The sequence below is a fragment of the Paenibacillus sp. J22P143 genome (genome assembly GCF_059692035.1).
The window spans coordinates 206,855-232,129 of the sequence record NZ_JCAUAQ010000005.1 but is presented as its reverse complement, the minus strand read 5'-3'; the positions used below and the strand labels follow the sequence as shown (position 1 = coordinate 232,129).

The 25,275-nt window shown below is 44.8% G+C and carries 23 protein-coding genes; 16 read left to right on the top strand and 7 right to left on the bottom strand.

The genetic code is table 11. The annotated features are described in order from the left end of the window. Window positions 1–214 precede the first annotated feature (214 nt). From gltB to AC58PQ_RS11950, 13 genes are all read left to right on the top strand, one after another. A complete protein-coding gene (gene gltB, locus AC58PQ_RS12010; protein ID WP_497242163.1) occupies window positions 215–4,807 on the top strand; it encodes a glutamate synthase large subunit in 4,593 nt (1,530 codons plus the stop codon). A gap of 106 nt (window positions 4,808–4,913) precedes the next feature. Further along, entirely contained in the window at window positions 4,914–6,398 is a 1,485-nt protein-coding gene (locus tag AC58PQ_RS12005; RefSeq protein ID WP_477587886.1) for a glutamate synthase subunit beta, read from the top strand. 164 nt (window positions 6,399–6,562) lie between these two features. Beyond that, on the top strand, window positions 6,563–8,032 hold the full coding sequence (locus AC58PQ_RS12000; protein ID WP_497242162.1) for a S41 family peptidase: 1,470 nt from the start codon (window positions 6,563–6,565) through the stop codon (window positions 8,030–8,032). Window positions 8,033–8,037: 5 nt separating this feature from the next. Beyond that, a complete protein-coding gene (locus tag AC58PQ_RS11995; protein ID WP_497242161.1) occupies window positions 8,038–9,204 on the top strand; it encodes a copper amine oxidase N-terminal domain-containing protein in 1,167 nt (388 codons plus the stop codon). Between the two features lie 185 nt (window positions 9,205–9,389). Further along, window positions 9,390–10,097: an HAD family hydrolase gene (locus AC58PQ_RS11990; RefSeq protein ID WP_497242160.1), complete on the top strand. Its 708-nt coding sequence runs from the start codon at window positions 9,390–9,392 to the stop codon at window positions 10,095–10,097. 238 nt (window positions 10,098–10,335) lie between these two features. Beyond that, on the top strand, window positions 10,336–11,085 hold the full coding sequence (locus AC58PQ_RS11985; RefSeq protein WP_497242159.1) for a hypothetical protein: 750 nt from the start codon (window positions 10,336–10,338) through the stop codon (window positions 11,083–11,085). Continuing rightward, window positions 11,060–11,596: a response regulator gene (locus tag AC58PQ_RS11980; RefSeq protein WP_497242158.1), complete on the top strand. Its 537-nt coding sequence runs from the start codon at window positions 11,060–11,062 to the stop codon at window positions 11,594–11,596. Before AC58PQ_RS11985 ends, AC58PQ_RS11980 begins: the two co-directional genes overlap by 26 nt. Window positions 11,597–11,746: 150 nt before the next feature. Further along, a complete protein-coding gene (locus AC58PQ_RS11975; RefSeq protein ID WP_497242157.1) occupies window positions 11,747–12,568 on the top strand; it encodes a helix-turn-helix transcriptional regulator in 822 nt (273 codons plus the stop codon). A 306-nt stretch (window positions 12,569–12,874) separates the two neighbouring features. Then, window positions 12,875–13,108: a hypothetical protein gene (locus tag AC58PQ_RS11970; RefSeq protein WP_497242156.1), complete on the top strand. Its 234-nt coding sequence runs from the start codon at window positions 12,875–12,877 to the stop codon at window positions 13,106–13,108. Window positions 13,109–13,258: 150 nt separating this feature from the next. Continuing rightward, a complete protein-coding gene (locus tag AC58PQ_RS11965) occupies window positions 13,259–13,432 on the top strand; it encodes a hypothetical protein (protein WP_497242155.1) in 174 nt (57 codons plus the stop codon). Beyond that, the gene (locus AC58PQ_RS11960) at window positions 13,417–13,626 is read left to right on the top strand and encodes a hypothetical protein (RefSeq protein WP_497242154.1); all 210 of its coding nucleotides are present in this window, start codon (window positions 13,417–13,419) and stop codon (window positions 13,624–13,626) included. Before AC58PQ_RS11965 ends, AC58PQ_RS11960 begins: the two co-directional genes overlap by 16 nt. Window positions 13,627–14,058: 432 nt before the next feature. Further along, a complete protein-coding gene (locus AC58PQ_RS11955; RefSeq protein ID WP_497242153.1) occupies window positions 14,059–15,183 on the top strand; it encodes a hypothetical protein in 1,125 nt (374 codons plus the stop codon). A 94-nt stretch (window positions 15,184–15,277) separates the two neighbouring features. Then, window positions 15,278–15,739, top strand: coding sequence for a hypothetical protein (locus AC58PQ_RS11950; RefSeq protein ID WP_497242152.1), 462 nt, complete (start codon window positions 15,278–15,280; stop codon window positions 15,737–15,739). Window positions 15,740–15,808: 69 nt separating this feature from the next. Here AC58PQ_RS11950 and AC58PQ_RS11945 read toward each other — a convergent pair whose 3' ends face one another. Next, the gene (locus tag AC58PQ_RS11945; RefSeq protein ID WP_497242151.1) at window positions 15,809–16,504 is read right to left on the bottom strand and encodes a response regulator transcription factor; all 696 of its coding nucleotides are present in this window, start codon (window positions 16,502–16,504) and stop codon (window positions 15,809–15,811) included. 64 nt (window positions 16,505–16,568) lie between these two features. Next, a complete protein-coding gene (locus tag AC58PQ_RS11940) occupies window positions 16,569–17,771 on the bottom strand; it encodes a sensor histidine kinase (RefSeq protein ID WP_497242150.1) in 1,203 nt (400 codons plus the stop codon). A 163-nt stretch (window positions 17,772–17,934) separates the two neighbouring features. Here AC58PQ_RS11940 and AC58PQ_RS11935 point away from each other — a divergent pair, with 163 nt between their 5' ends. Then, window positions 17,935–18,870 (top strand): ABC transporter ATP-binding protein, encoded by a 936-nt coding sequence (locus tag AC58PQ_RS11935; RefSeq protein ID WP_497242149.1) that lies wholly within the window; start codon window positions 17,935–17,937, stop codon window positions 18,868–18,870. After that, window positions 18,863–19,801, top strand: a complete 939-nt coding sequence (locus tag AC58PQ_RS11930; RefSeq protein WP_497242148.1) for a DUF2705 family protein — start codon at window positions 18,863–18,865, stop codon at window positions 19,799–19,801. The genes AC58PQ_RS11935 and AC58PQ_RS11930 overlap by 8 nt, the downstream gene beginning before the upstream one ends. Before the next feature lie 63 nt (window positions 19,802–19,864). Here the strand turns inward: AC58PQ_RS11930 and AC58PQ_RS11925 are convergent, their stop codons facing one another. The 3 genes from AC58PQ_RS11925 to AC58PQ_RS11915 form a co-directional block, all read right to left on the bottom strand. Further along, window positions 19,865–20,599, bottom strand: a complete 735-nt coding sequence (locus AC58PQ_RS11925; RefSeq protein ID WP_497242147.1) for an HAD family hydrolase — start codon at window positions 20,597–20,599, stop codon at window positions 19,865–19,867. Between the two features lie 89 nt (window positions 20,600–20,688). Beyond that, window positions 20,689–21,144: a bactofilin family protein gene (locus AC58PQ_RS11920; protein WP_497242146.1), complete on the bottom strand. Its 456-nt coding sequence runs from the start codon at window positions 21,142–21,144 to the stop codon at window positions 20,689–20,691. A gap of 1 nt (window position 21,145) precedes the next feature. Next, window positions 21,146–22,279 (bottom strand): peptidoglycan DD-metalloendopeptidase family protein, encoded by a 1,134-nt coding sequence (locus tag AC58PQ_RS11915; protein WP_497242145.1) that lies wholly within the window; start codon window positions 22,277–22,279, stop codon window positions 21,146–21,148. 194 nt (window positions 22,280–22,473) lie between these two features. Here AC58PQ_RS11915 and AC58PQ_RS11910 point away from each other — a divergent pair, with 194 nt between their 5' ends. Further along, entirely contained in the window at window positions 22,474–23,565 is a 1,092-nt protein-coding gene (locus AC58PQ_RS11910) for a ParM/StbA family protein (RefSeq protein WP_497242144.1), read from the top strand. A gap of 82 nt (window positions 23,566–23,647) precedes the next feature. Here AC58PQ_RS11910 and AC58PQ_RS11905 read toward each other — a convergent pair whose 3' ends face one another. Both AC58PQ_RS11905 and AC58PQ_RS11900 read right to left on the bottom strand, forming a co-directional pair. After that, window positions 23,648–25,147 (bottom strand): GerAB/ArcD/ProY family transporter, encoded by a 1,500-nt coding sequence (locus AC58PQ_RS11905; RefSeq protein ID WP_497242143.1) that lies wholly within the window; start codon window positions 25,145–25,147, stop codon window positions 23,648–23,650. Continuing rightward, window positions 25,044–25,274, bottom strand: a complete 231-nt coding sequence (locus tag AC58PQ_RS11900) for a hypothetical protein (RefSeq protein ID WP_497242209.1) — start codon at window positions 25,272–25,274, stop codon at window positions 25,044–25,046. The genes AC58PQ_RS11905 and AC58PQ_RS11900 overlap by 104 nt, the downstream gene beginning before the upstream one ends. Between the last annotated feature and the right edge of the window lies 1 nt (window position 25,275).

Below are 25,275 nucleotides of genomic sequence, written 5' to 3'. Positions count from 1 at the left end.
TTCTATTAAAATGAAAACCTTTTCATTTTAAATATTTTTAAATTGAACTATAGGAAACCAAGTGTTAATATAATATAAAAAATATTGAGAATATTTCCTCTACTTATTGCGGATGTAGTCGAAATATGTAAACAGTGAATTTTTACTTTTTAGCACTTTAAAGCAGGCGTCTAACAAAGTCCAGTGAAAAACGAGGGAAGAAAGGTTGCACAACATGACTATTAATGGATTACCTCCCAAACAGGGATTGTACGATCCGAGGAATGAGCATGATGCATGCGGTATAGGCTTTGTTGCCAATATCAAGGGTGTCAAATCTCATGCCATCGTCAAGCAAGCACTTCGTGTACTTTGCAATTTGGATCATCGCGGCGGGCAAGGTTGTGAACAAAATACGGGAGATGGCGCAGGCATTTTGATGCAAATCCCAGACACGTATTTCCAATCCGCCTGTGAGCAAGAGAACATTAAACTTCCTGTTTCGGGAGGCTATGGCGTAGGTATGGTGTATTTGCCTCAGGAATTAGAGGCGCGTCAAGCCTGTGAAAGTACCATTGAGCGAATAGTCAAACAAGAAGGACAACAGTTCCTTGGATGGAGAACCGTTCCAACAAATAACAGCTCATTAGGAGATTCAGCGAAATCGGCGGAACCTTATGTTCGCCAGGTATTTATTGGTCAAAGCGCAGATACCGCGACGAATCTAGATTTTGAGCGCAAGTTATATATTATTCGCAAGCTATCTGAAAACGCTATCAAATTATCGCATCCGCAATCGCAATTTTACTATTCTAGCTTGTCCAGCAGAACGATTGTTTACAAAGGTATGTTAACACCAGAACAAGTTGATGCGTATTACGTGGAATTGCAAGACGAAAAGGTAGACTCTGCCTTAGCGCTTGTTCACTCTCGTTTTAGTACGAACACCTTCCCAAGCTGGGAACGTGCGCATCCATACCGCTATTTGATCCACAATGGTGAAATCAATACGCTTCGCGGAAATGTCAACTGGATGCACGCGCGTCAAGCGATGTGTGATTCCGATTTATTTGGTGAAGATTTCAAACGCATTCTTCCTGTTATTGATACCGATGGTTCCGATTCCCAAATGTTTGATAACACACTAGAGTTCTTGATGCTCTCAGGTCGTTCGTTACCGCATGCGGCGATGATGATGGTGCCAGAGCCTTGGTCCAAGCATGAAGGCATGGATGATGACAAGAAAGCGTTCTACGAGTATCACAGCACCTTGATGGAGCCGTGGGATGGGCCTGCAGCGATTGCTTTTACAGATGGCAGTCAAATTGGAGCGATTCTCGATCGTAACGGCTTGCGCCCTTCGCGTTATTATGTGACGACGGACGATTTCATCGTGCTTGCTTCCGAGGTAGGCGTACTGGATATCGAGCCTGAGCGTATTTTGTACAAAGACCGTTTGAGACCGGGACGCATGCTGCTTGTAGATACCGTAGAAGGTCGCATCGTGACCGACGAAGAAATCAAGAGCGGAATCGCTAGTGAACAGCCATATCGAGATTGGTTGAATGACCATCTCGTTTCCTTAGAGGATCTGGAAGATGCGCCGATTGTACTTGGTTCGGACCATGACACGATTCTTCAGCGTCAGCAAGCATTTGGCTACACATTCGAACAACTGCGTAAGACCCTGGAGCCAATGGGCAAAACAGGTGTAGATCCGATCGGCTCCATGGGTACGGATGCTCCGCTTGCGGTGCTTTCAGACCGTCCGCAGTTGCTTTATAACTATTTTAAACAATTATTCGCGCAAGTAACGAATCCGCCAATTGATGCGAACTTTGAGGAAATTATTACGGCGCAGGGTACCACAATTGGACCTGAGCGCAACCTGATTAAGCCAGAGCCGGAGAGCTGCCGTCAAATTCGTTTGAAATCGCCGTTCCTCTCCAATGAAGAGTTGGCGAAGCTGCGTCATATTCAGCGTGATGGTTTCAAAACGGTCACGTTGTCGACGCTTTTCGAAGCATCAGCAGGCACGGCTGGGCTAGAGAGTGCGATGCAAGCGTTGTACACGGCTGCGGATCAAGCCATCGTGGACGGAGCTACACTGCTCATTCTGTCTGACCGTGGTGTAGATAGCGTAAGCGCACCGATCCCAGCGCTTTTGGCGACGTCAGGTTTACATCACCATCTGATCCGTCAAGGCACACGGACGAAGGTTAGCTTGCTCGTGGAGTCCGGTGAACCGCGTGAAGTGCATCACTTTGCGTTATTGCTCGGCTACGGCGCAGGCGCGATCAACCCTTATCTGGCGTTAGAAACGCTAGATGATATGATTCAGCGTAAGCAGCTTGTTGGCGTTGATCATGAAAAGGCGACTTATAACTACATCAAAGCTGTCACCAAGGGTGTAGTCAAAGTGTTAGCGAAAATGGGGATTTCCACCATTCAGAGTTATCGCGGAGCGCAAATTTTCGAGGCAATTGGCTTAAGCCAAGAGCTGATTGACAGCTACTTCACTTGGACGTATACGCCAGTTGGCGGTATCGGCATCGATGTGGTAGCGAAGGAAGCTCTCCTACGCCACAGCCGTGCGTTTTCCGAGCAAGAAGGGCGCGATCGTGTGCTCGATACAGGCGGGGACTTGCAGTGGCGCAGAGACGGGGAAGATCACATTTATACCCCAGAAACGGTGCATGCTCTGCAATCCGCAGTTCGTACGAACAATTATGCGCAGTACAAAAGCTTCTCCAAGCTCGTCAAGCGCGAAGACGAGAAATATATGGCTTTACGCGGACTGCTGAGCTTCAAGGCAGGACGCACACCGATTCCGATCGAAGAGGTTGAGCCGATCGAATCGATCTTCAAGCGCTTCAAGACGGGAGCCATGTCCTACGGCTCCATCTCGAAGGAAGCGCACGAAACCATCGCGATTGCGATGAACCGCATCGGCGGCAAGAGCAACACCGGCGAAGGCGGCGAGCATCCAGAGCGTTTCACGCCAGATGCGAACGGCGATCTTCGCCGCAGCGCCATCAAGCAGGTGGCGTCCGGCCGCTTCGGCGTCACGAGCCACTATCTCGTCAACGCGGACGAGATTCAGATCAAGATGGCGCAGGGCGCGAAGCCCGGCGAGGGCGGTCAGCTTCCGGGAACCAAGGTGTACCCTTGGGTAGCCGAGGTTCGCGGTGTTACGCCAGGCGTAGGCTTGATTTCGCCGCCGCCGCATCATGATATTTATTCGATCGAGGATCTTGCCGAATTGATCCACGATCTCAAGAATGCCAACCCACGGGCACGGATCAGCGTTAAGCTGGTATCCGAGGTCGGTGTTGGCACCATCGCTGCCGGTGTAGCCAAAGGGAAAGCGGACGTTGTCCTCATCTCTGGCTACGACGGAGGAACAGGCGCGTCACCGCAGACGAGTATTCGTCACGCGGGACTGCCATGGGAGCTCGGTCTGGCGGAGACACATCAGACACTCGTACTGAACAACCTGCGCAGCCGTATCGTCGTCGAAACGGATGGCAAGTTGATGACAGGGCGCGACGTGATCGTAGCTGCTTTGCTCGGTGCCGAGGAGTTCGGCTTTGCAACGACACCATTAATAACGATCGGCTGCGTGATGATGCGCGTCTGCCACTTGGACACTTGTCCGGTTGGAGTCGCTACGCAAAATCCGGAGCTTCGCAAGAAATTTGCTGGAGATCCACAGCATGTTGTTAACTTCATGACCTTCATCGCTAACGATGTGCGTGAGATGATGGCAGAGCTTGGCTTCCGCACGATTGAAGAGATGGTTGGACGCACCGATATCTTGGAGTCCAAGCCAGCTGTCGAGCATTGGAAAGCCAAAGGCGTCGATCTTTCGCCGCTGTTGCACCAACCGGATATGGGCGAAGAAGTCGGTCGCTTCTGCCAAATGGAGCAGGATCACGGATTAGATCGCTCGCTGGACATGACAAAGCTGCTCGATATTTGCGAGCCAGCGATTGAGCGCAAAGAACACGTACACGCGATTCTGCCAATTACGAATGTGAACCGCGTTGTCGGAACAATTGTCGGCAGTGAAGTGACACGTCGTCACGGCGTAGAAGGCTTGCCGCACGATACGATTCGTCTTCACTTTGAAGGCTCTGCAGGTCAAAGTTTTGGTGCTTTCGTACCGAAGGGGATCACACTCTCCCTCGAAGGAGATGCCAATGACTACGTAGGGAAAGGATTGTCCGGCGGTAAGCTGGCCATTTTCCCATCGAGCAAGTCGACTTTTGTACCGGAAGATAACGTGATTATCGGCAATACAGCCTTATATGGCGCAACAGACGGGGATGTTTACATCCGTGGTATCGCTGGCGAACGCTTCTGCGTAAGAAACAGCGGTGTGCGTGCCGTCGTTGAAGGTGTTGGCGATCACGGCTGTGAGTACATGACTGGTGGTCGTGTCGTTGTACTAGGTCCAACTGGGCGTAACTTCGCAGCAGGTATGTCAGGCGGTATTGCCTACGTATTGGATGTGAATGGTGACTTCCAAAACAAAGTGAATAAAGAGATGGTTTACCTTGAGCAGCTGGAAGAAACGTATGAAATGAATGAATTGAAAACGATGATTCAGCATCATGCCACATTTACGGATAGCAGCGTTGCCCACCAAGTTATTCAGCACTGGGATGAGTACGTTTGGAAGTTCGTGAAGGTTATACCGAAGGACTACAAACGGATGTTTGATGCCATCGAGAAGGTGAAACGCTCCGGTCTAAGCCAACAAGAAGCCATCATGGTTGCTTTCGAGGCGAATATGAGGGATGTTTCCCGCGTAGGCGGAAATTAACAAATCAGTGTAAGGCTAACGAAGGCGTTTGTGCTCAGGTACGAACGCGAGTTATGCTAGGATGCCAGCTTTTCTGGCCAACATGCTCAGGAGGGATTAAACGTAAATGGGTAAACCAACCGGTTTTATAGAACACGCTCGTGAAGTGGCATCCGAAGCTTCTCCTCTGGTCCGAATCGGCCATTGGAAAGAGTTTGCGACACCACTAACGCAAGATAAATTACAGACACAAGGCTCCCGCTGTATGGATTGTGGGATTCCTTTCTGCCACACAGGGTCATTAATCAGCGGCATGGCCGCTGGTTGCCCCGTGAACAACCTGATTCCAGAGTGGAATGATCTCGTGTATCGCGGTCAATGGCGCGAAGCCTTGGATCGTCTCCACAAGACGAATAATTTCCCGGAATTTACGGGCCGTGTTTGTCCAGCGCCTTGTGAAGGCTCTTGTACAGTAGGCTTGAAGGACACGCCGGTTACCATTAAAGCAATTGAGAAAGCGATCATCGATAAAGGCTTCGATGAAGGCTGGATCAAGCCTGAACCGCCGGAAACGCGCACTGGGAAGAAGGTTGCGGTTGTTGGCTCAGGTCCTTCCGGACTTGCGGCAGCAGCGCAGCTGAACAAAGCAGGACACTGGGTTACCGTGTTTGAGCGTGCTGACCGTGTCGGTGGCTTGCTGATGTACGGAATCCCGAACATGAAGCTGGACAAAAAGTATGTCCAACGTCGTGTGGATCTGCTTGAAGCCGAAGGCGTGGCGTTCGTAACTAATGCGCATGTGGGTGTGAACTATCCGATTGAGAAGCTGCAAGAGGAATTCGATGCAATCGTCCTGTGCGGCGGGGCTACGAAAGGCCGCGATCTACCGATCGAGGGTCGTGAGCTCGGCGGCGTGCATCTGGCGATGGAATTCCTGAGCAAGAACACGAAGAGCTTGCTTGATTCCGAGCATGCCGATCGTGAATTCATCTCTGCCGAAGGCAAAGACGTTATCGTTATCGGCGGTGGGGACACCGGAACGGACTGCGTGGGTACTTCCATTCGTCATAAATGTAAGAGCGTGACGCAGTTCGAGATCATGCCGAAGTCACCGGAAACACGTCCAGCGAACAACCCATGGCCGGAATGGCCAAAGGTGTTGAAAGTGGACTACGGTCAACAAGAAGCGGCTGCTATTCAGGGCGATGACCCGCGCACGTACTTGATCAACACGAAGAAATTCGTGGGTGATGAGAACGGCAACTTGAAAGAGCTGCATACGGTTCTGATCGAGTGGCAGAAGAACGAGAAGGGTGCGTTCGTACCGGTCGAAGTGCCAGGCAGCGAGAAGGTTTACCCAGCGCAGCTAGTGTTGATTGCCATGGGCTTCACGGGACCAGAAAACACAGTGTTAGATCAGCTTGGCGTTGCCAAAGACGAGCGCTCCAACGCGAAAGCGGATTACGGGAAGTTTGCTACGAACGTAGACGGCGTTTTCGCAGCTGGCGACATGCGTCGCGGGCAAAGCCTTGTAGTTTGGGCGATCAACGAAGGACGCGCGGTGGCGCGTGAAGTGGATCGTTTCTTGATGGGATCATCGAATTTACCATAAGACTTATGAGACTGCTTGCAGGTGGATCTTTACCTGCAGGCAGTTTTTTTTTTTCACAGTTAGCCCGACCAGTTTCTATATCCCATATAGGATATATCCATGTAGCAGAACATCTCGTATGATGAGTTTTAGTGTGTGTTTATCAGAGAAATGTGTGAGGGATGGTGAGTACCGTTAGGAAATATCCGAAGTTCGTCGTCACAGCTGGTCTGTCTTTAACACTTTTACTTGCTCCACTTTCCTTGAATGCCGCTGAGCCCAATGCTAAATCCAAGTCAGCTTATCGCTTTGACGAGGTATTGAGTCTTCTTAGCTCCTTGCATATAAGTGGTACGACGCAGGATGAGCTATTAGATGCTGCTCTACAAGGCATGATAGATTCGCTAGATGATCCGTATACGGAGTATTACGAACCTTCCGAAGCGAGTAAATTTCAGAAAGCGGTCAACGGCCAAGCAGTTGGACTAGGATTTCGTATCACATCCAATGACAAAGGTATTTACGTAAATCAAGTATACCCTGGCACGCCTGCCGAGCAGTCAGGACTTCAAGCAGGAGATTATTTGGTAGCCCTTGGTGAACAGCCGGATAAAGCGCTGACGATAGGTTCTCTAACGAAAGCGATGTTAGGCAAAAAAGAGGGCGACACCATTGCATTTACGATCTCGCGCGGCGATGAAAAGAAAGTGATTGCTCTCACATTTACAAATATTCAATTCCCTATTCTTAGCCACCACTTGCTTGACGGAAAAGTTGGTTATATCGCTTTATATACCTTTGCATGGAACACAGAAATCGAGTTTGCCAAAGCATTGACCGATCTGCAATCGCAGGGAATGACTTCATTAATCATTGATTTGCGTAACAATGGCGGCGGTTACGTTGAGGCAGCACAGAAATTAGCAGGGCTTTTTATTGAAAACGGGACTTTTATGTACGAAAAGAAGCAAGGCGTGTTAGAACTTCACCCGCTGGAGATCAAAGAAGGCCACAGCTTGGGTCTGCCTGCCACTGTTCTAATCAATGAGAATAGCGCAAGCGCTTCTGAAATGTTCGCAGGTTTTATGCAGGATCATGAGCTCGCAACGATCATTGGTACCCGCTCCTATGGTAAGGGCGTGGCGCAACAGATATTCCCGCTGATTAGCGGCGGAACGCTTAAAGTCACAAGTATGGAGTGGCTGACGCCCGATAAACACGAGGTCAATGATGTAGGGATCGAGCCAGACATAGAAGTTAGCGGAGAGATCGAGCCTCTGATACGGGCGATGCTAGCGCTTGGGGCTCCCCAATTGGATTTGGAGCTTACGGACACCTTAACGCAAGTCAATCAGATTGAGTTACCGGTGAATGTTCCTTTTAAAAAAATAGAAGAAAGTTACTACGTGCCAGCGCGTCTATTGGCGGCTTTGGCTGAAGCTGATATTCACTGGGACGAAGTTAAACGTGCGGTATCGATCAAATCCAAGATCATAGATATTAGCTATCCTATGTCCGCCACAATGACAGGGGATGCTTTCCTAAACAAGGGGACAAGTTGGATTGAGCTTGGAGCATTTCAGGAGCAGCTATCCGGTTTGACGTGGACGGCAGATGGCCACAGTTTGCAATTACATTATAAGAAAGAAGAGTGATGATTATGAAAAAGTGGATCGTAACAGGCATGTTGGCAATTTCATTGATTGCAGGAGCGGCAAGTGTTAGCGCGGCCGATGCGCAGGACATTAAGGTTCTCGTCGACGATAAGGCATTGTCTTTCGAGGTACAGCCTTTTATTACAGAAGGGAATACGTTGGTGCAGTTCCGTACGGCTTTTGAAGCACTTGGTTTGAAGGTAGAGTGGGACGCGACCAAGCAAGAAGTAACTGGCAGCAGCGACAAGCTCAGTGTGAAGCTCGTTATCGGCAGCAAGACAGTCTTGGTCAACGGCAAGGCATTCGAGCTAGAAGTAGCTCCAGTTATCAAAGACAACGTGACCTTCATCCCGCTCCGTTTCGTGGGTGAAGCATCTGGGCGTGAAGTCAGTTGGGATGGTCTGAGCCGAACGGTTTATATTGCGAACACGGCACAGCAGATCAAGCATGTCCTGCAAAGACAGGTGGATGCCAGTGTCCGTGAAGATGCAGATGCCATGGTAGCAACAATAGATCCAGCAACTCCTGGATATGAGAATGCCAAAGCTGGGGCTATACAATTGTTCACCTTGTATGATCTTGCCTATGATCTTAAAGTAAGCGATACAGTTCAAGTGGATAAAGACCAAGCCAGTGTTGCTTATAAACAAAAAACGACAAAGGTGAAGGGCCCCGCGTTCGAAAATAACGAAATTGAAGCCATTGCGCTGTTAAAACGCGTTAATGGCGAATGGAAAACTAGCCAATCGGTTGTGAACAAGATTGATTATTTAAAGGCGGATCAATATAAAGAAGAGACGATTACCTTATCCGCTGATGAGCAAGCTAAAATTTTAGCCGTGGTCGAGAAGGATCGGGTCCTTTCTGAAAAAGAAGATTTTGATACACTTCTACCCATCTATGACAGCACATACCCTAATCTATCTCAGAAGGTAGTTCAATGGAAGCAACTCACCGCTGTGTTTGACTTCAAGTTAACGAATACAAACGTAAGGATTACGAAAGCTAGTGAGAAGGAAGCATATGTGCGTTCCCTAAGCAAGACTGAAAAGGTAAGCGGACCCGAGTTTAGAAATAATAGTTCTGACTGCATTACCGTTCTTAAGAAACAAACAGATGGTACATGGAAAATAGCCGACAGTATTTCGTTATCGATAGAGTTTACCCAATAATGATTACCCAAAGATCAATTCCCCTCTTGGTGGAATTGATCTTTCTTTGTGTAAATTTTGTAAAAAATAACTTGCAAATGACAAATTTCGACAACATAAGGTTGTCATTATATGTATAATCTTTGTAAACCTCACATGGGTTTGTTGTTTACAAAGAGAAGATGACATTCGGAGGAACCATAGTTATGAAATACATAACCGATTTTAACCCAATCCAGGAAGCGATTGCCCAAGGAGCTACTGATGCTTTAATTGATATAGACAATACATTAGCAAAAGCAAGAATTACGGATCTCTATATGTGGATGAAAAGAAAAGAATTTAAAAGTACGCTCCTATGGCAAGTTTGGTTTGTTTATTTTGCGGTTTGCTGGGGGCCTTTTTATCTATTATTAGATTTTATTAGCCGTGACTGGTTTCAAAGAGTGTTCTACTACCGGTACCATCGATATGCATTGGAAGAACTAGAGTCTAATGCAGAAGAACTATTCGAGTCCAAGTATAAGAATAGCTTTATCTCGTACACGCATGACTTGATCTTCTATCTCAAAGAGAACAACATTAACGTCACCCTGCTTTCTACAAATTTTACGCCTGTTGTTAAGTTGTATGCACAATACTTTGATGTACCCTATATATGTCTTCCAGTTGAAAAGCGTAACTCAGGTATAATTGTAAATTTGGAAAAGCTACCAGATTTTAAATTCAAAGCAGCGAAGGAGTTCGATTCTCTAAAGACAATAGCTGTTGCAGATTCTAAACATGACTTGCCTGTGTTAAATCATGTGAAATATCCGTTCATTGTTTCTAATAAAAAGAAAAAGTGGATGGCTAGTCTGGGCTCTGAGATATGTTTAATATCAGAAGATCTCAAGGTGAGGGGGGCGTTATGACAAATGGTTTTTACGTTTATCGTACTATGGCTAATCACAATCATTCTCATCTTAAATAACCCACGTAATGAGTCTACCCGTTGGGTGGCTCTTGTAACTTTTTGTGGGGGGGCAGGTGGGTTTGGTCGGGCCGTAATTGAGAACTTTATGCCCTATTTATCGGATCATCAACTTATGACAGCGAATGTTGAGCACATATTTCCAAGGGTTTAAAGTGTAGGATCGTTCATTAACACGTATGGATTACCCTATTGTTTATTTCATATTTTGCCTCTGTTACTCGGAATTGTTTGGATCTAGGGCAAAAGCAATTTGGAAGTTTGCTCTACTTATCCCCGTTCTCCTTATGTTTTATTTCACGCCTATCTTCCCAAAAATCATTCATCATTACGGAGTTGCTGCTTTATGGGTTGCTCCTTATATCCTAATCGGAAGTGGTTTGTTGATATATACCTATATAAAAGAAATCAACCCCCATTTAAAGAAAAATAGATTACTTACCCTAATGATTGCGCTGCCACCTGTGTTATTCCATTTGATATCTAATTATATCTTGCGCTTGTATCACGTTCACGAAGCATGGAGATTGAACGCAGTGATGATGTTTATCTTATTAGTACTGTTACTCATATTTATGATCAAATTCGATTTTTTTGGAGTAAAACTTAAATTCGAGCGGCGTCGAATTGACAGCACGATGAAAGCTGTGACTTCGGGCACAAGTTTCCTCAACCATGCAATAAAGAATGAAATTGGCAAAATAAATATACTCTCAGAAAGTATTAAGCATATGACTTCAGAGTCTGGACAAGATGAAATAAGAACCAATGCCTCTCATATTCTGGCCTCTACGGATCATTTATTAGGAATGATTAATCGCATTCAAAATCAAATACAAGACGTTTATCTGCAAAAAGAATCAAGCTGTCTATCTAAATTAATTCAAGATTGGGGACGCACCTATGAACTTAAAAATTCTTGTCGTTGAAGATGATCCCATATGGCGAACATGTATTTCGGACTATTTGGAACGCGAACCAGATATGAAAGAGACGTATAAAGCAGCTAATAAAGAAGAAGCACTTCAGTTATGCAGAGAAATAAACCCTGACGTTGTTCTGATGGACATCCATCTTACGGAGGGACTAATGGAAGGTATTGATGCTGTCTCTGAGATAAAACTGTTTATGGAAACCAAAATTATCATGATCACTTCATTTAATGATAAAGAATTAATTATTAATTCATTGGCTGCTGGAGCTGTAAATTACGTAGCAAAAACGGATTACAGACGGTTACCTAGTGTCATTAGAGCGGCCATGTGTGAAATAACCCCAGTCCAAACCGTCATGAATGACTATTTGAGACTTAAGAGGGATGAGCTCTTAGCACCACTTACTCAAGCAGAGAAGGAAGTGTTTGAGTTGATACAAGAAGGGTTTACACACAAATTGAGAAGAAGTTATTCAAATCGGGAAGTACAATTAAGAATCAAGTAAATCAAATACTGAAGAAGTTAAATGTGCGAAACTCCAAAGAAGCTATTGAGAAGGTTAGAAATAGGTTTCATAAAATTTAGTACTTATGGCATATTTATGTAGGAATTATACTAGGTAAAGAGAACTATATCGTGGAGAGGAGTTTGATCCGTGAGTGTCTTTACAGTGGAGAATATCCGCCAAAAAACTTGGATTAACTATAATGATTTACCCGCGGAAGAAAAAAGTAGATTACAACAACTTGTAGATAGTTACGGGGTTGTTATATCTGCTACAACATTGCCTTATGATTTAAGAGTAGATGGCAATGGTATCAGTGCAATATGTGCAAATCTTGCAATAGAGGAAATGAGAGAGCTGTCTGCCTCAATTCCTTGCACTCACTTTTTTATACTTACAGATATAGCAGGCACAGCTATCCACATAGAGGGTATTGAGTCTCTTCTTCAGGCATTGGAGCGGTACAAGGTTGTACCTGGTTGTTCATTTGCTCTTCACGCAGTAGGAATTAATGGAATATCTTTAGCCATGGAAACTGGCTCTTCTGCAGTTGTAGAAGGGATAAATCATAGCTTACAGATATTCTCGGATTGGACTTGTATATGTCACCCAATAAAAGTTAACGGTGAAATTATTGGTTATCTGGACTTGTCGATGATGGAAGGGATGGAGGTTAGTTTTGCTTGTGTTTTGGTGGAGCGATTAGTGAATGCAATCGAAAATAAATATAAGCAATCTAATCCTGAGATAAAAAAGGAAATCATGGACAGGCAGTTCCAATTGTATAAGTTGACTCCAAGAGAAAGAGAAGTTGCTTATGCTTGGTTGTACAATCAGAGTGCACTACAAATTGCCAATAAGATGGGGATTACAGAGGGTACTGTACGTAATATGCTGAAGAAAGTTTATGCAAAGACAAAGGTTGGGGATAAGGGGCAGTATTTTAGGAAGTTTATGGAACTTATAAATTAACTCTATGTCCTAAATGAGGTATAGTCGCTTCTCAATTCCTATGTCGGGGAAGGAGCGGCTTTTTCTTTCCAAAAATGTTGGATACATTGGACAAATGATTGGCGTTTGAGCCGGGCGAGGAGAGGAGAGTAGCTACGGACAATAGGTTAAGTGAAAGTAACAATTAAAGCATTGTAATATTACAATGTCATTATCTTAACGGCTCATTAAAACAGAGGGTTTGATTATGTCCCATTTGGGATATATTTCTATATGGGAAAAATTTGATATTCTTTTTTTAGAGAGTTGAACAAAGGAGTGTTCAATATGAACCAGAAGACCCAAATTGAAAAAGATAAAAGCATTAGATTTGAAAATGTGGTTTCTTTTCGTAAGAAAATGAGAGCTATAGAAATAAATAATGAAGTTGGAGAATTTATAAACTTGCTCCACCGGAAGATTACAGTTGCTTATAATGTTCAAACGAATAGTGAAAAAATAATTCTTGGAGAAGAACCAATTATAGACATATATATCGGAGTTAACCCATCGTTGTTATAGAGCATATGCTCTAAAAATTTAAATCTATTCGTTGAATAGATACAATACGTATCCAATGTAGATAAGGATATCTATCATAGTCAGAGACCAATAGAATTACAAATCATTGATTGAGGAACAAATTGGTGGGCTATTGCTGGTGGTGCGGTAGTGATAGCTGCTACCATAACAGTAGCAGCATTGGTACCTGTATCTGTTGCAAATCCTGCTGGAATGAAGATTGCTGAATCAATAATAGCGGGTGGCGTAACTCTTATTGGATTTGGCGTTGCGATTAAAAAAAGTAATAAAAGTGAGGAGGAATTACAATGGAGTATACATTAAAAATGCAGGAATTAAATCTTAGTGAATTGTTCGATATTGATGGTGGCACAAATTGGTGGGCGATTGGTTCAGGCGCTGCACTTGTAGTCGCCTCAGTGGCAGTAGCAGTTGCACTACCTGCGGCTTCCCCATTAGTAGCATATACGCTTTCAAGAACTGGAGTCGCAGTTGTTATTGGCGGAATCTTAGATTAGGCTTTAAAAAAATAGTTTAGAGAGCTATTCTCTAAGCTATTTTTTACTAATTAACTTCTAGTAAACCATACATAATGTTGAGTATTTGTATTGGATTCGAAATTAACGGAGGGAATTAAAATCTATATATTAGCCATTTTTTGGATGCTACTTCTTTTGTTCGTACTTTTTTATAGTTACAAGAAAATCGATAAAGAAAAAAGAATTGCAATTTTTATTTTAGTTATTAATATCTTCGTTGGAATTTTTGCTATTGTTATGTCTCAGTTTAATGATAAGTATCCACTTAGTTTTAAAGGGTTCGTAGTATTAATGAGTTATTTTGTAATAACATTTTCATATATTTTTTATAAAGCGATGAAAAAGAAATAGCAGTTTTTTTCTGCTAGGCGGAGACGTCACGGGTGACAATTACATTGGGAAGACAAGGATTTGCTATCTGCGAATTTAGTTATTAGCAACCCAAGTAGCAAGCTACTGTCAGTGCCTCGAATGACGGGATATTTCATGCTGGATGACAAGGTGAAAATAGAAGCTGCTATTGTTCAAACGGATGATGTAACCGGACTCGCTGGTCATTCGGAAATCCATTTTCAAGCGGTTGGAAAGATTGCGTATCAATCATCTGTAACGAGTGTAAAGTTTGTACTCCAGGAGCTGGATGAAGATAAGGCAACAAATGACTTAGCTGAATTTCTGTATGAAGGTGAACTCTCCGCAATTCCAGTTTTGGCACAACAGCAAGGGTGGAAGGTAGCTGGCATTGGGAACAAAGCGATTTATTCAATTAGAAATGTTAGTACATACACGAGTGAAACTACGGATCTGTTTATTACGGAACTGCTTATGGAGAATAAAGAATCGAGATATATCTATGCTGGTAATTTGACGGCTTTTTTGAAGGATACGAATGGTACGATGTATGCAACAAACATTGCTGTACCAACTAAGAAAATTGTACCTGGCGGTAAAGCTATGCTCTCCATTGCTGCTGTAGTTCCCAAAGATTTGTCCAAGAAGGGACTGCAATTACTAGTAGGAAAATCCATTAAAGAAAGCACAGTGGCTGGGCTAGGGGATACCCCCGATGCTTACTATGATGTGTCAGCACTTAAATTACCTGAGGAAGAAGACGAAACGCAACATGTTTTGAAAAAAATTAATCTATACCCGTTTGAACTTAGTTTATCGTCATTTAAGACTCGTGCTAACTTGTATTCAGACGAAGTGAGTATTAGTTTCCGCACGGATCTCACCAAGGATGGGAGTGTGGAAGCCAGTACAGAAGGTCATAATCTTTTTATAGAAATTAATGATAGTAACTCTGAAGTGAATTTCTCTGAACGTGTCGTGCTTGAGTCAAGCAACAATGTGAATGCACAACCTGAAAGTAAAATCATTAAACTGGGGAGTGGCAAATACACAATGGGGACACGTGATGAGGACTTCTATTCATCCTTCTTTTCAGGTGAATATCAATTGAATATTTATGATGAATATTTGGGCCATAGAAGACTAATAACAACTAAACCTGTAAGCTGGTACGGCTCATTATAATAGATAAACGTGAACATTTCCGAAATCTCATGTACAATAAGAAAAAGCGCAGTCCAAGTATGGGCTGCATGATGTACGGGATGGAGGAATGCGCATGAAGAAAGAAGATCTCCTTACAGCTGCGGAATTGCAAGCATTGCTGGCAGGCAATGAGGAGAACTCAGAAGAACTTGAAGAGCCGCTCGGTCCGCAGGATCTGAATTCTTTGCAAAAGGCAGTAAAGCTACTGTCCAAGCAGGTAGAGGAGCTCCAATTGCAACTTCATGAGCAGTTTGAACTCCAGAATAGGCAGCAAGAGCAGTTTTTACGATTATGTAGACACGAGCTAGAGAATAAGCTGCATGAGCAGCTAGTCAATACGATCGTGATCCATCAGCATGCGACAAATCAAGAAGATCAAGTGGCACTTCATGGTGTTATCGAGGAAGCTGTACAAGATGTAGTAAGCGTAGCTGACACCAAAGAAGAGGAGACGCAAGCCACGTTCTCAAGAGTGAAGAGTTATAGTAAGATTCGCAAAAGAAAAAAAGGCTTTCTCGAGAAGCTATTCGAGTAATATAGCGTAAACAAAGACCGCTTCTTCCAAGGTGAAGAGCGGTCTTTGTTTGTATCATGGACTGCCAACCTATAGCATTCCTTCCTCATGCGCCTTCTTCGAAGCCTGAACCCGATCCCGAACGTCCATCTTCGAATAGATGTTGGAGATGTAGTTCTTAACGGTGCCTTCGGACAAGAATAGCTTCTCGGCAATTTCACGGTTGTTCAGGCCGTCGGCGATACTGTGCAGCACTTGTAATTCACGTTCACTGAGGCCGTAGGTCTCTGAACGAACGGGCGGCTCACCCTTATCTTCAGCAGAGAGAGTCCCTCCGCCCAACTCAACCCCGCCACGCGCCTGCTGCACGAGCATTTTGGCGATATCATGCGGGATTAGTGTGCCGCCTTGATGGACCCATTTGATTCCTGTGGCGAGGTCTTTAGGGTGAATAGCCTTTAGTAAGTAGCCTTCTGCCCCTGCACTTAGCGCGTCTACAACGTAGCTAATTTCCTGAAAGGTAGTCAAAATAATAACACGGATGTGCGGCCAAGCAGCCTTAATCTGGCGAGTGGCTTCGACACCATCCATGATTGGCATATGAATATCCATGAGCACGACATCAGGCTGCACCTCTGCACATTGATGAACCGCGACTTGTCCGTTCTCGGCTAAGCCAACGACATCAATATCAGGGTCCATACCGAGCACGATGTGCAAGCTTTCGCGTATTAAATCCTGATCATCGACCAGGAGTAGTTTGAGCGGAGCTTGGTTTACAGTCATTGGGAAACAATCCTCCTCACAGTGATATAGCCTCCGCATTTCGCCGAGGCAGATGGGACCTGATTTAATAGGTTGGGAACCGTTTGACGGGAATGAAACAATGGACAACTGTCCCTTGCTCAGGCAGGGAGCGTACCTGTAACGTACCTTGCAGTGCTGATATGCGTTCTTGCATGCTTTTAATGCCGAAACCTAGTGTAAGTTGCTCCGTTCCAACACCATCATCTTCAATTCGAAGGGAGATTTGGTCCTCGGCATATGTCAGCACAATATCGATAGAAGTTGCTCGCCCATGACGCTTCGCATTCGTCAAAGATTCCTGCAGACAGCGAATAAGTGAAAGTTTGGTTTGCTTGGGAATCTCGAATTCCTCACTAACCGTCGTGAAATGAATCTTGGTGCCAGTGTGCAAAGCGAATTCGTTAGCAAGCCGGGATAACTGCTGGGAGAGCAGTATATCTCCTTCTTTGGGAACCATCTGATGGATGCTGCGTCGCACCTCTTCGAGGCCGCCGCGTGTCACATTTCGCAGAACATCGAGCTTCTGTTTGGCCTTTTCAGGGGATGCTTCGATCAGATAAGAAACGGCATCCATCCCCATAATGACGGAGGTAAACGTATGGCCTACCGTATCGTGCAATTCACGAGCCATTCGATTGCGCTCTTCTACCAAAGTAAGCTGCTCGATCTGGTTAGCGTATTGCTCTAAGACGTTATTCTGCTCATGAATCAAATGATACTGACGTTGGTTTTCCTCTAGCAGCTTCTCCGTCTTCTCGTTGGAGGTGACGGCACGTTGTAAGCTTAATCCGATTGCGAAGAAGAGGACGGCATTCAGGATAAAACTAAATAATTGACCAACCCCCATGCCGCTGTGAAGAAGGAAAAAATAGGTTACAGGCATCCCCAACATGAAAATTGGGGCGGTCCACCAAGCATTTTTTCGGTCGGTGAGGAATCCAATGACCATAATTGGGCAATTAATGGTAAGTAAGGCGTCTTGCTCCATCCAAGCCAAGTAAATTTGCAGAGGGATACCGGTCAGTAGAACGGCAATTGGATACCCTGTCGGGTTAATATACTGGGGACGCCAGAATGAAAAAGGAACCCCGTAAGAGAGTAAAATAGCCAATATGGTTAACAGGATGTGGGAGAAGGGCTGTTCGTAGATGTGAAGGCAGCTATACAGCAAACCGAGCAATGCAGCACCAGTCAATACGATGAACAGTGACCACTCTACACCATGCCAAGGTCTTCTTTGGATCATAGATGAGGTGCTCCTTTACACACGGGTCTTATCCTTCTATTGTACATAAAATTAGGGGAAAGCCATAGTGAGCACAGTCATATGACTTATTTTATCAGTAGGCAAGACAGCGAAAGTAAGGTAAAATTGGATTATATTGGATTTAAAAGAGAGGGGAAGTCGAATGTCAGCAGCACAAGAGGCGAATATGCCCATCGTACAGGTGGATCATATTTCGAAACGCATTGGTTCCAAGACCATTATTGATAAGTTAAGCTTCGATGTACCGCGCGGCGAGGTGTTCGGTTTTCTCGGGCCGAATGGCGCGGGCAAAACGACAACCATCCGCATGATGGTTGGACTGATGTCGATCACAGAGGGGGATATACGCATTGGCGGGTATTCCATTCGTACGCATTTTGAACAAGCGATTCGTCATGTTGGGGCGATTGTTGAAAATCCGGAAATGTATAAATTTCTAAGCGGCTATAAGAATTTGGTGCATTATGCCAGGATGATTCCTGGGATAGAAGAGGATCGTATTCAAGAGGTGATTGATCTCGTAGGGATGACGAATCGCATTCATGACAAGGTGAAAACCTACTCCCTCGGGATGCGGCAAAGATTGGGTATTGCGCAGGCACTTCTACATAAGCCTTCGGTTCTTATTCTGGACGAGCCCACCAATGGCCTAGATCCAGCAGGTATACGGGAGCTTCGCGATCATTTGCGAAATCTTACCCGAGTAGAGGGGATATCTGTTATTGTTTCTTCTCACCTATTGGCAGAAATGGAGCTCATGTGTGACCGCGTTGCCATTATCCAAAATGGAAAATTAGTAGATGTTCGACTTATTAAAGAATTTGTCCCGGAGGATGGCAAACAGCGGGTCGTCTACGAAATAGATGCCGCCCAGCAAGCGGCGAAACTAGCCTCTGAACAAGGTCTACATGTAGAAGTCGTTGATAACGAACTTGTTATGAAACTGGACAAAGAAGAAACGGCGATCTGGAATAGGCGATTCGTCGAAGCTGGGATTGCTGTATATGGCATCCGTAAAACTGCGAAGTCGTTGGAAGATCAATTTTTAGAAATGACGGGAAGTGATCCTATTGCTTAATCTCATCAAGAACGAGCATATGAAAATTTATAATCGACTCCGAACATGGATTCTAGCAATCTTATTAATTGCAATTGTTGTGCTCACCGGGATATTATTTCATTCGGATACTCACAAAGACGATAGCTGGAAGCTAAGGGCCGCAGAAAGCATCGAGCATAATAAAACAGAACTTGCAAATCCAGATTTATCAGAAAAATTTAAGAAGAAAATGCGTGAGGATAATGCGCGTCATCAATATATGCTGGACCATAATTACCCGCCTGAGGAGAATACGCTGTGGGGTGGTATGATGACTGCCACAGCAATAATTGTGCTAGTAGTTACCTTATTCGCTGTCATTATTGCGGGTGATATGGTGGCAGGAGAATTTACTTGGGGGACCATTAAGCTGCTGCTCATTCGTCCCGCAAGCAGGTCGAAGATACTGTTGTCGAAGTACCTGACCACATTAATATTTGCGGCTACATTAGTGATTCTCTTAATTATTACAGCTCTGATTGTCAATGGCTTCTTATACGGCTTTGATCGGTTGAGTCTTCCGCATTTGACTGTCAATGCAGCCGGAGAAGTGCAGGAAAAGAACATGCTGCTCTATGTACTCTCAACGTATGGACTCAAGCTGATTGAGCTCGTCATGGTCGTCACGTTGGCCTTTATGATTTCAACGGTGTTTCGCAGCGCCTCACTTGCGATAGGTATTAGTATCTTCCTTATGTTCGCAGGTCAAATCATCACAATTGTGTTTATGCGTTACACATGGGGCAAATACTATCTATTCGCGAATACAGATCTTACACAATATCTGGATGGACAGCCGTTAATGGAGGGAATGACGCTGGGGTTCTCTATCACGATGATCGTTCTCTACTTCCTATTATTCAATGCACTTTCCTGGGGAATATTCCGCAGACGCGATATCGCGGCTTAACAACAAAAAGAACGATCCTGACGGTGCGACTTTCACCGATGGATCGTTCTTTCTCGTTCTTTGTCATTTCTGAAGATACGTGTGTATCGTATCTGGTACTTCCAGTAGCGACGGCAATTGGTAGAAGGCTCCCTTTGGCGCGATATCGATCGTTCCATTGTTAAATACCCAGTCATCCACAACAGGAATGTGAATCGCATGGATACCAGCATGCAGTGCTGGCAGGACATCTGTTGTGATTGAGTTTCCGATCATCCACGTATGCTGGCGGTCAAAGTTCTGCTCATGCATCAGCGTGTTCATAAACTCACGGGTCTTGTGCACCGTAACGAAGATCCGATCCTGGAAAAATTCATCGAGGCCTACAGCCTTGATTTTCTTCATTTGGATGGACACATCACCGCCTGTATACAGAAACAATTGGTGTCCAGCTTGCCCAAGCTTATGAAGGGTCTCGTTCATCAAAGGATAAGGCTCTACCGTGTAACTATAGACTGAGTGGCCGAGTTGCATGAGCCAATCCATTTCTTTGGCACTAACAGGACGGTTGTAGTGCTGTGCGAACCATTGATACGTCTCAACGAACGATTGTGGAAATCGCTCCGGCATAAAGCCATGAATTTGAATGCCAGCAAGGTCGATTTGAAGCTGTTTTTGCTTGATATCCTGCATGTGTAGTCCATGTCCGGCGTACCAAGTCAGCATCAGATCTACGAATTGCTCAATAACAAAGTCAAAATATTTATTGCAATGCACCAACGTGTCATCAAGATCAAATAGGATGGATTGTTCTCTCATAGTTCCATGTCTCCTGCATCAGTTAGAAATTAGAAATGAATTTCCAACTAGTATACCATGCAGCTAGCTTCAATCCTAGCAGAACGGAGTTACATGGCAACCGTGTTGCCTTTATACATAGGTTCTGGCGCAGCAACAGGTCGATTCCCAGTCTCAGGCTCGTTGTTAGGTACGGGCACAGGGGCGGTTGCTTTCGTTGTTTCCATTTTGCTGCTGCCTTGGAATACGCCGCCTTCCTCAATGATGAAAGAGGCTGCGCTAATATTGCCATGCAGGGATCCTGTAGAGGTAATAGTCAGCTTGCCCTTGGTCGTAATATTACCCTGTACACTTCCTGCCAAAACGACATCTCGCGCTGCGATATTGGACTTCACAACACCATGCTCGCCAATAATAACATCGCCAGCGCAATCGATATCTCCGGTAATTCCGCCCTCAATGCGAATGCTTGCCTCCGATTTAATACGGCCTTCAAAGCTAGTTCCCTCACCTATCAGCGTATCGGTTGTATTTGGATTCATGAGGTTTTTAGTTTTTTTGAACATGTTAGTTGTCATCCTTTCGAATCGATTTAAGATAAGGCTTGGGATCGACGCTTTCGCCGTTTTTGAGTACTTCATAATGGAGATGTGCCCCTGTGCTGCGGCCAGTGGATCCGACTAAGCCAATCTTGCTGCCTTTGTCTACGGAATCACCTTTGTTTACTAGAATTTTATTTAAATGCATATACCAGGTGCGTAAGCCCTTGGAATGCTCAATCACAATGTTGTTGCCGTGATAAATGTCTCTCCCTGTGCTGACGACTTTACCAGCCGCTGTTGCAAATACGGGATCATTCTCATGAGCACCGAAATCAATGCCAGAATGATAACTCGGTATTTTGGTAAATGGATCTGATCTGTATCCAAATGGCGATGTAACAACCTTTGTGCTAGTTGGCCACAGCGTTGGTGTTATGCGTAGCTGCTGCTGTTTGTCGGCAACCTTCTGCTTCGTTTCAGTCAAATTCGTTTGCAAGGTTTGAACTTCCCCATTAAGCGCAGTGAAGGAGGCAATTGTATCTTGACCCAGCTTGAGAATGACATCTTGTGATACGGGATTTGGACTTCCGCCCACACCTGTTGAAGCCGGAGTTGTATCCGCGATGGGTTGATTGGCATCTTTCTTAGCCTTATCTGCCGATGATTTACTTGCAACGGCGACGTTACTAGGTTCGTGATCGATCCCAGCTATAGTTTTGAGATCACTTTCGAGCTTTTTTACTTCTTCGACCTGAGTTTTCATTTGTTCGGCTTGCTGGGACAGTTGAATGACTTCATTTTGCAATTGTTCGATAGCTTCATCTTTAGAAGTTAGCGCTGCGCTCCATTGTTGATTGGCACCACTCAGCTTCGATTGCAAATCACTTGCCTGTTTCAAGGAATGTGTATGCAAAATATATATCGATATGGAAATCAGCATTAGCAAGGATAAGCATGCTGCAGCGATGTAGGCTGCTAAATGAGGAATACGAAACCTGACGACTGATTGATTAGCGTCTGGAATGATAACCAGTGTCAGTTTCTTGAAATATAAGGATTTATATGTTCCACCTAATAAGTTCGCTATATTTTTAGATAAACGCACCCGTCCTGGAAGGACGGCGGAGCCGTTTATTTCAGGTTTCCACTTAAGCTTCATAAGGGCTATATTATCTCCTGTCGTGGTTGAATTTGGTAAAGGTCTGTACATCATTCGTCACAATGTGCTAAAAACCTGCCTTCCTGCCTACTAGTCCTAGGAAATTGAGTCTGAAGTAGGAAGGAATCCTGTCGTATCTGATCGAATTTACTAATACAATTACAGAAAGCTGTAGATTTGGAGTGGAGGCACACATGATTAAGCTTGCAGGAATTGACATAGGGAACGATAGTATTAAGTTGGTGCTAGATGGGTCTAGAGAACCACTGGTGATACCGAATATCATTGCGCCTGGCTACGAAAGACACATTTTGCAGGAAGAAGATTCACCGTGGAAAGCGTTGGATGTTGTCATCTACAGTCCGAGTCTTTCACAAAGGAATCAGCGTTATTTCGTAGGGCAGCTTGCCCTGGAGCACGAAGATAACCTAGAGCTGGAAGATACGGATAATAAAGCGTTATCGGATCAATCCCTCATTGTTGCATTGACTGCACTTGCTTATCAGGGTCTCACGAACCAAGCAGCGGGCCCTGGCTACGCCAATGTTGACGAAGTTGAATATACATTGGGCACGGGTTTACCCGTTCGTTCTTTCCCGAAATACAGTCAGACCTTCGAGCATCGGCTTCTGGGTGAGCACGAAGTGACGTTCCTTTCGACACCGCAATTCCATAATCGTAAAATCAAAGTTTCGATCCGCAAAGTAGCTGTCTCCATTGAAGGTGCTGCGGCCATGTTCCACATGGCGACACATGATAGCTTGCAGGTCAAAGACGAAGAAATATACAACGGCTGCATAGGCGTTTGCGAAATCGGCGCATTGACGACAGATTTCCCAGTTATCAAACGCATGGCGATTGATAATCACTTTAGCCATGGCGAGCAAATCGGTATCGCTACTTACTTGGATGCCATCATTCGTGATGTCGAAGATGCGTATGGTCATTTGTTCCCAAGTCGTGCGAAGCTAGCACAACGCGTGAAGAATCGTCAATTTACGATTCAGCTTCCAGGGGAAGGCCAAGTGGATATTCGGCCGATCGTGGATCTGCATTTCCGCCGTGCTGCCGTACGCATGGTCGAGATGATCAAGAAACGCTGGCGTAAATGTCCAGATATCCAATGCTTCTATGTGATTGGCGGCGGTGCAACAGCACTGAAACCGTACATCCAAGACGCTGCAGGAGCGATGAAATTACGCTTCACGAACGATAGCGAATACTTAAACGTGCATGGCTACTTGAAAGTAGCAAAAAGCCGGTTAAACCAATCGGTTCCAGTATAAGGTTACGAGGCACCCGCTGAGGCGGGTGCTTTTCATTTATATAAGCATTCCTCCAAATTAAAATTCACGAAAGCAGCTCCCCTTAGTTACTGCTTTCGGCTTGCTTTAGCTTGGTAAGTTCCATGTAGGTAGTCAAGACCGAAAGAAGCAGACAACCCCCGAAGCCAACCGCACAAATCGAACCCATGAGGGGGGATTTCTCGCCAAACATGAAGCCTATTAGGATCCATATAAAACAACTGGCTAATAACGCATTTCCGCCCCACAACCAATGGGAATAGCTCAAACGTTGACTGAGTTTACCGGCTTTCTGTTCAGGCTCATTCTTGGGTTGCGTACCTTCTGGGGAAGGTGGGGATATGCTTTTGCTTTGTGATTTACGCCTCTTCATCAACCCTATAACAAACAGAAGAACGATGACGATCGGCTGATACGCAAGCACAATGACAGGTGAGCTGAAGTTGGAAAAGGCGAGCAGCTCGGTGGTGCTTTTAAAGGAAAAGCACGTACTCATGGTTATTAACAGGGCGATGGGCTTGTTGATCATCGGATAATTCCGATCCTTAAATAGGGAGGAGATTCCGATCAGAAGCGCCAAGTAAATAGCAATGATTTTGCACATAACGGTGGGATACCAGATCATGAGCATGACGAGATCAAGGCGATCTAGAAAGTCTGTTACATGAATCATTTGGACCAAGTTATAGCTGGGATATGAGAAATTTGCAGGCATTTTGGGTCCAAGTACAGCAATGATTAAGAATAGAACAAGGGTTAACAGGACAAAACCCAGTAAAGAGCCATGACGTATTGCGGATCGAATATGATTGGGATTGGACAGCAAATGCAGAAAGGCGCCAAGAATAAATACATCGCCAGCGCTTCCAAGTGTCAGAACGGAACTGGCCGTCCAGTTCTGGATCGGCATCGTCAGGATCGGCGTCGTAAGCCTTAAGAAAAATTCGTTCGATAAGAGCAGTGGCATAAGGGCAAGGGTAACGACAAAAAGCGGGTAGAACAGGTCATTGACTCTTGCGATGACCTCTATACTCGTTTTACCAAAATACATGAGTAAGAGGCAGCTCAGCAAAATTAAAACTTCTAAAGGTGTTTGATGCAGTAATAGGGTTGAACTAAATCTCGATATGGAGGAAATGTCCCGTATGACAATTTGCCAGAAATGGAACAAGATCAGCAAATTGACGCAGGTGCCTGCCCATGGTCCAAGTATTTCTTTGGATATTTCGAAAATATGCCTCTGCGGGTAGAGCATGACCATATAGGCGAAAAAGCCAGCAATCAGGAAGACGTAGAACATCGAGAGCAGATAACTGAACCATGCATCCATTTGCGTAATACGAATTAAGACATTTTGTAAGGTAAGTATGCCTCCGCTTGTAACAATGGATGAAGCCAGCCAGGAAAGCTGACGCTGGTTAATGACTTGCTTCGTATCGATGGGAAAGACCTCCTTTCTGTTATATTCCGAGAACCTGGGCGAACCAAGGAGAAACCTTGTGGATGAAAAAGGTTGTTGGCATCGGTAAGGTCGTGTGGAAATAGGTGCTAAGAAGACAAACAAGAATTAAACCAATCGCAATACCATAAATCATCTTGTTTCCTAGATTTGATTTCTTTAACATTTTGCGATCCATCCAGAATGAGCCTGCTAATATGATGAGAAAGCCTATGATAAAAATCCCATTCATG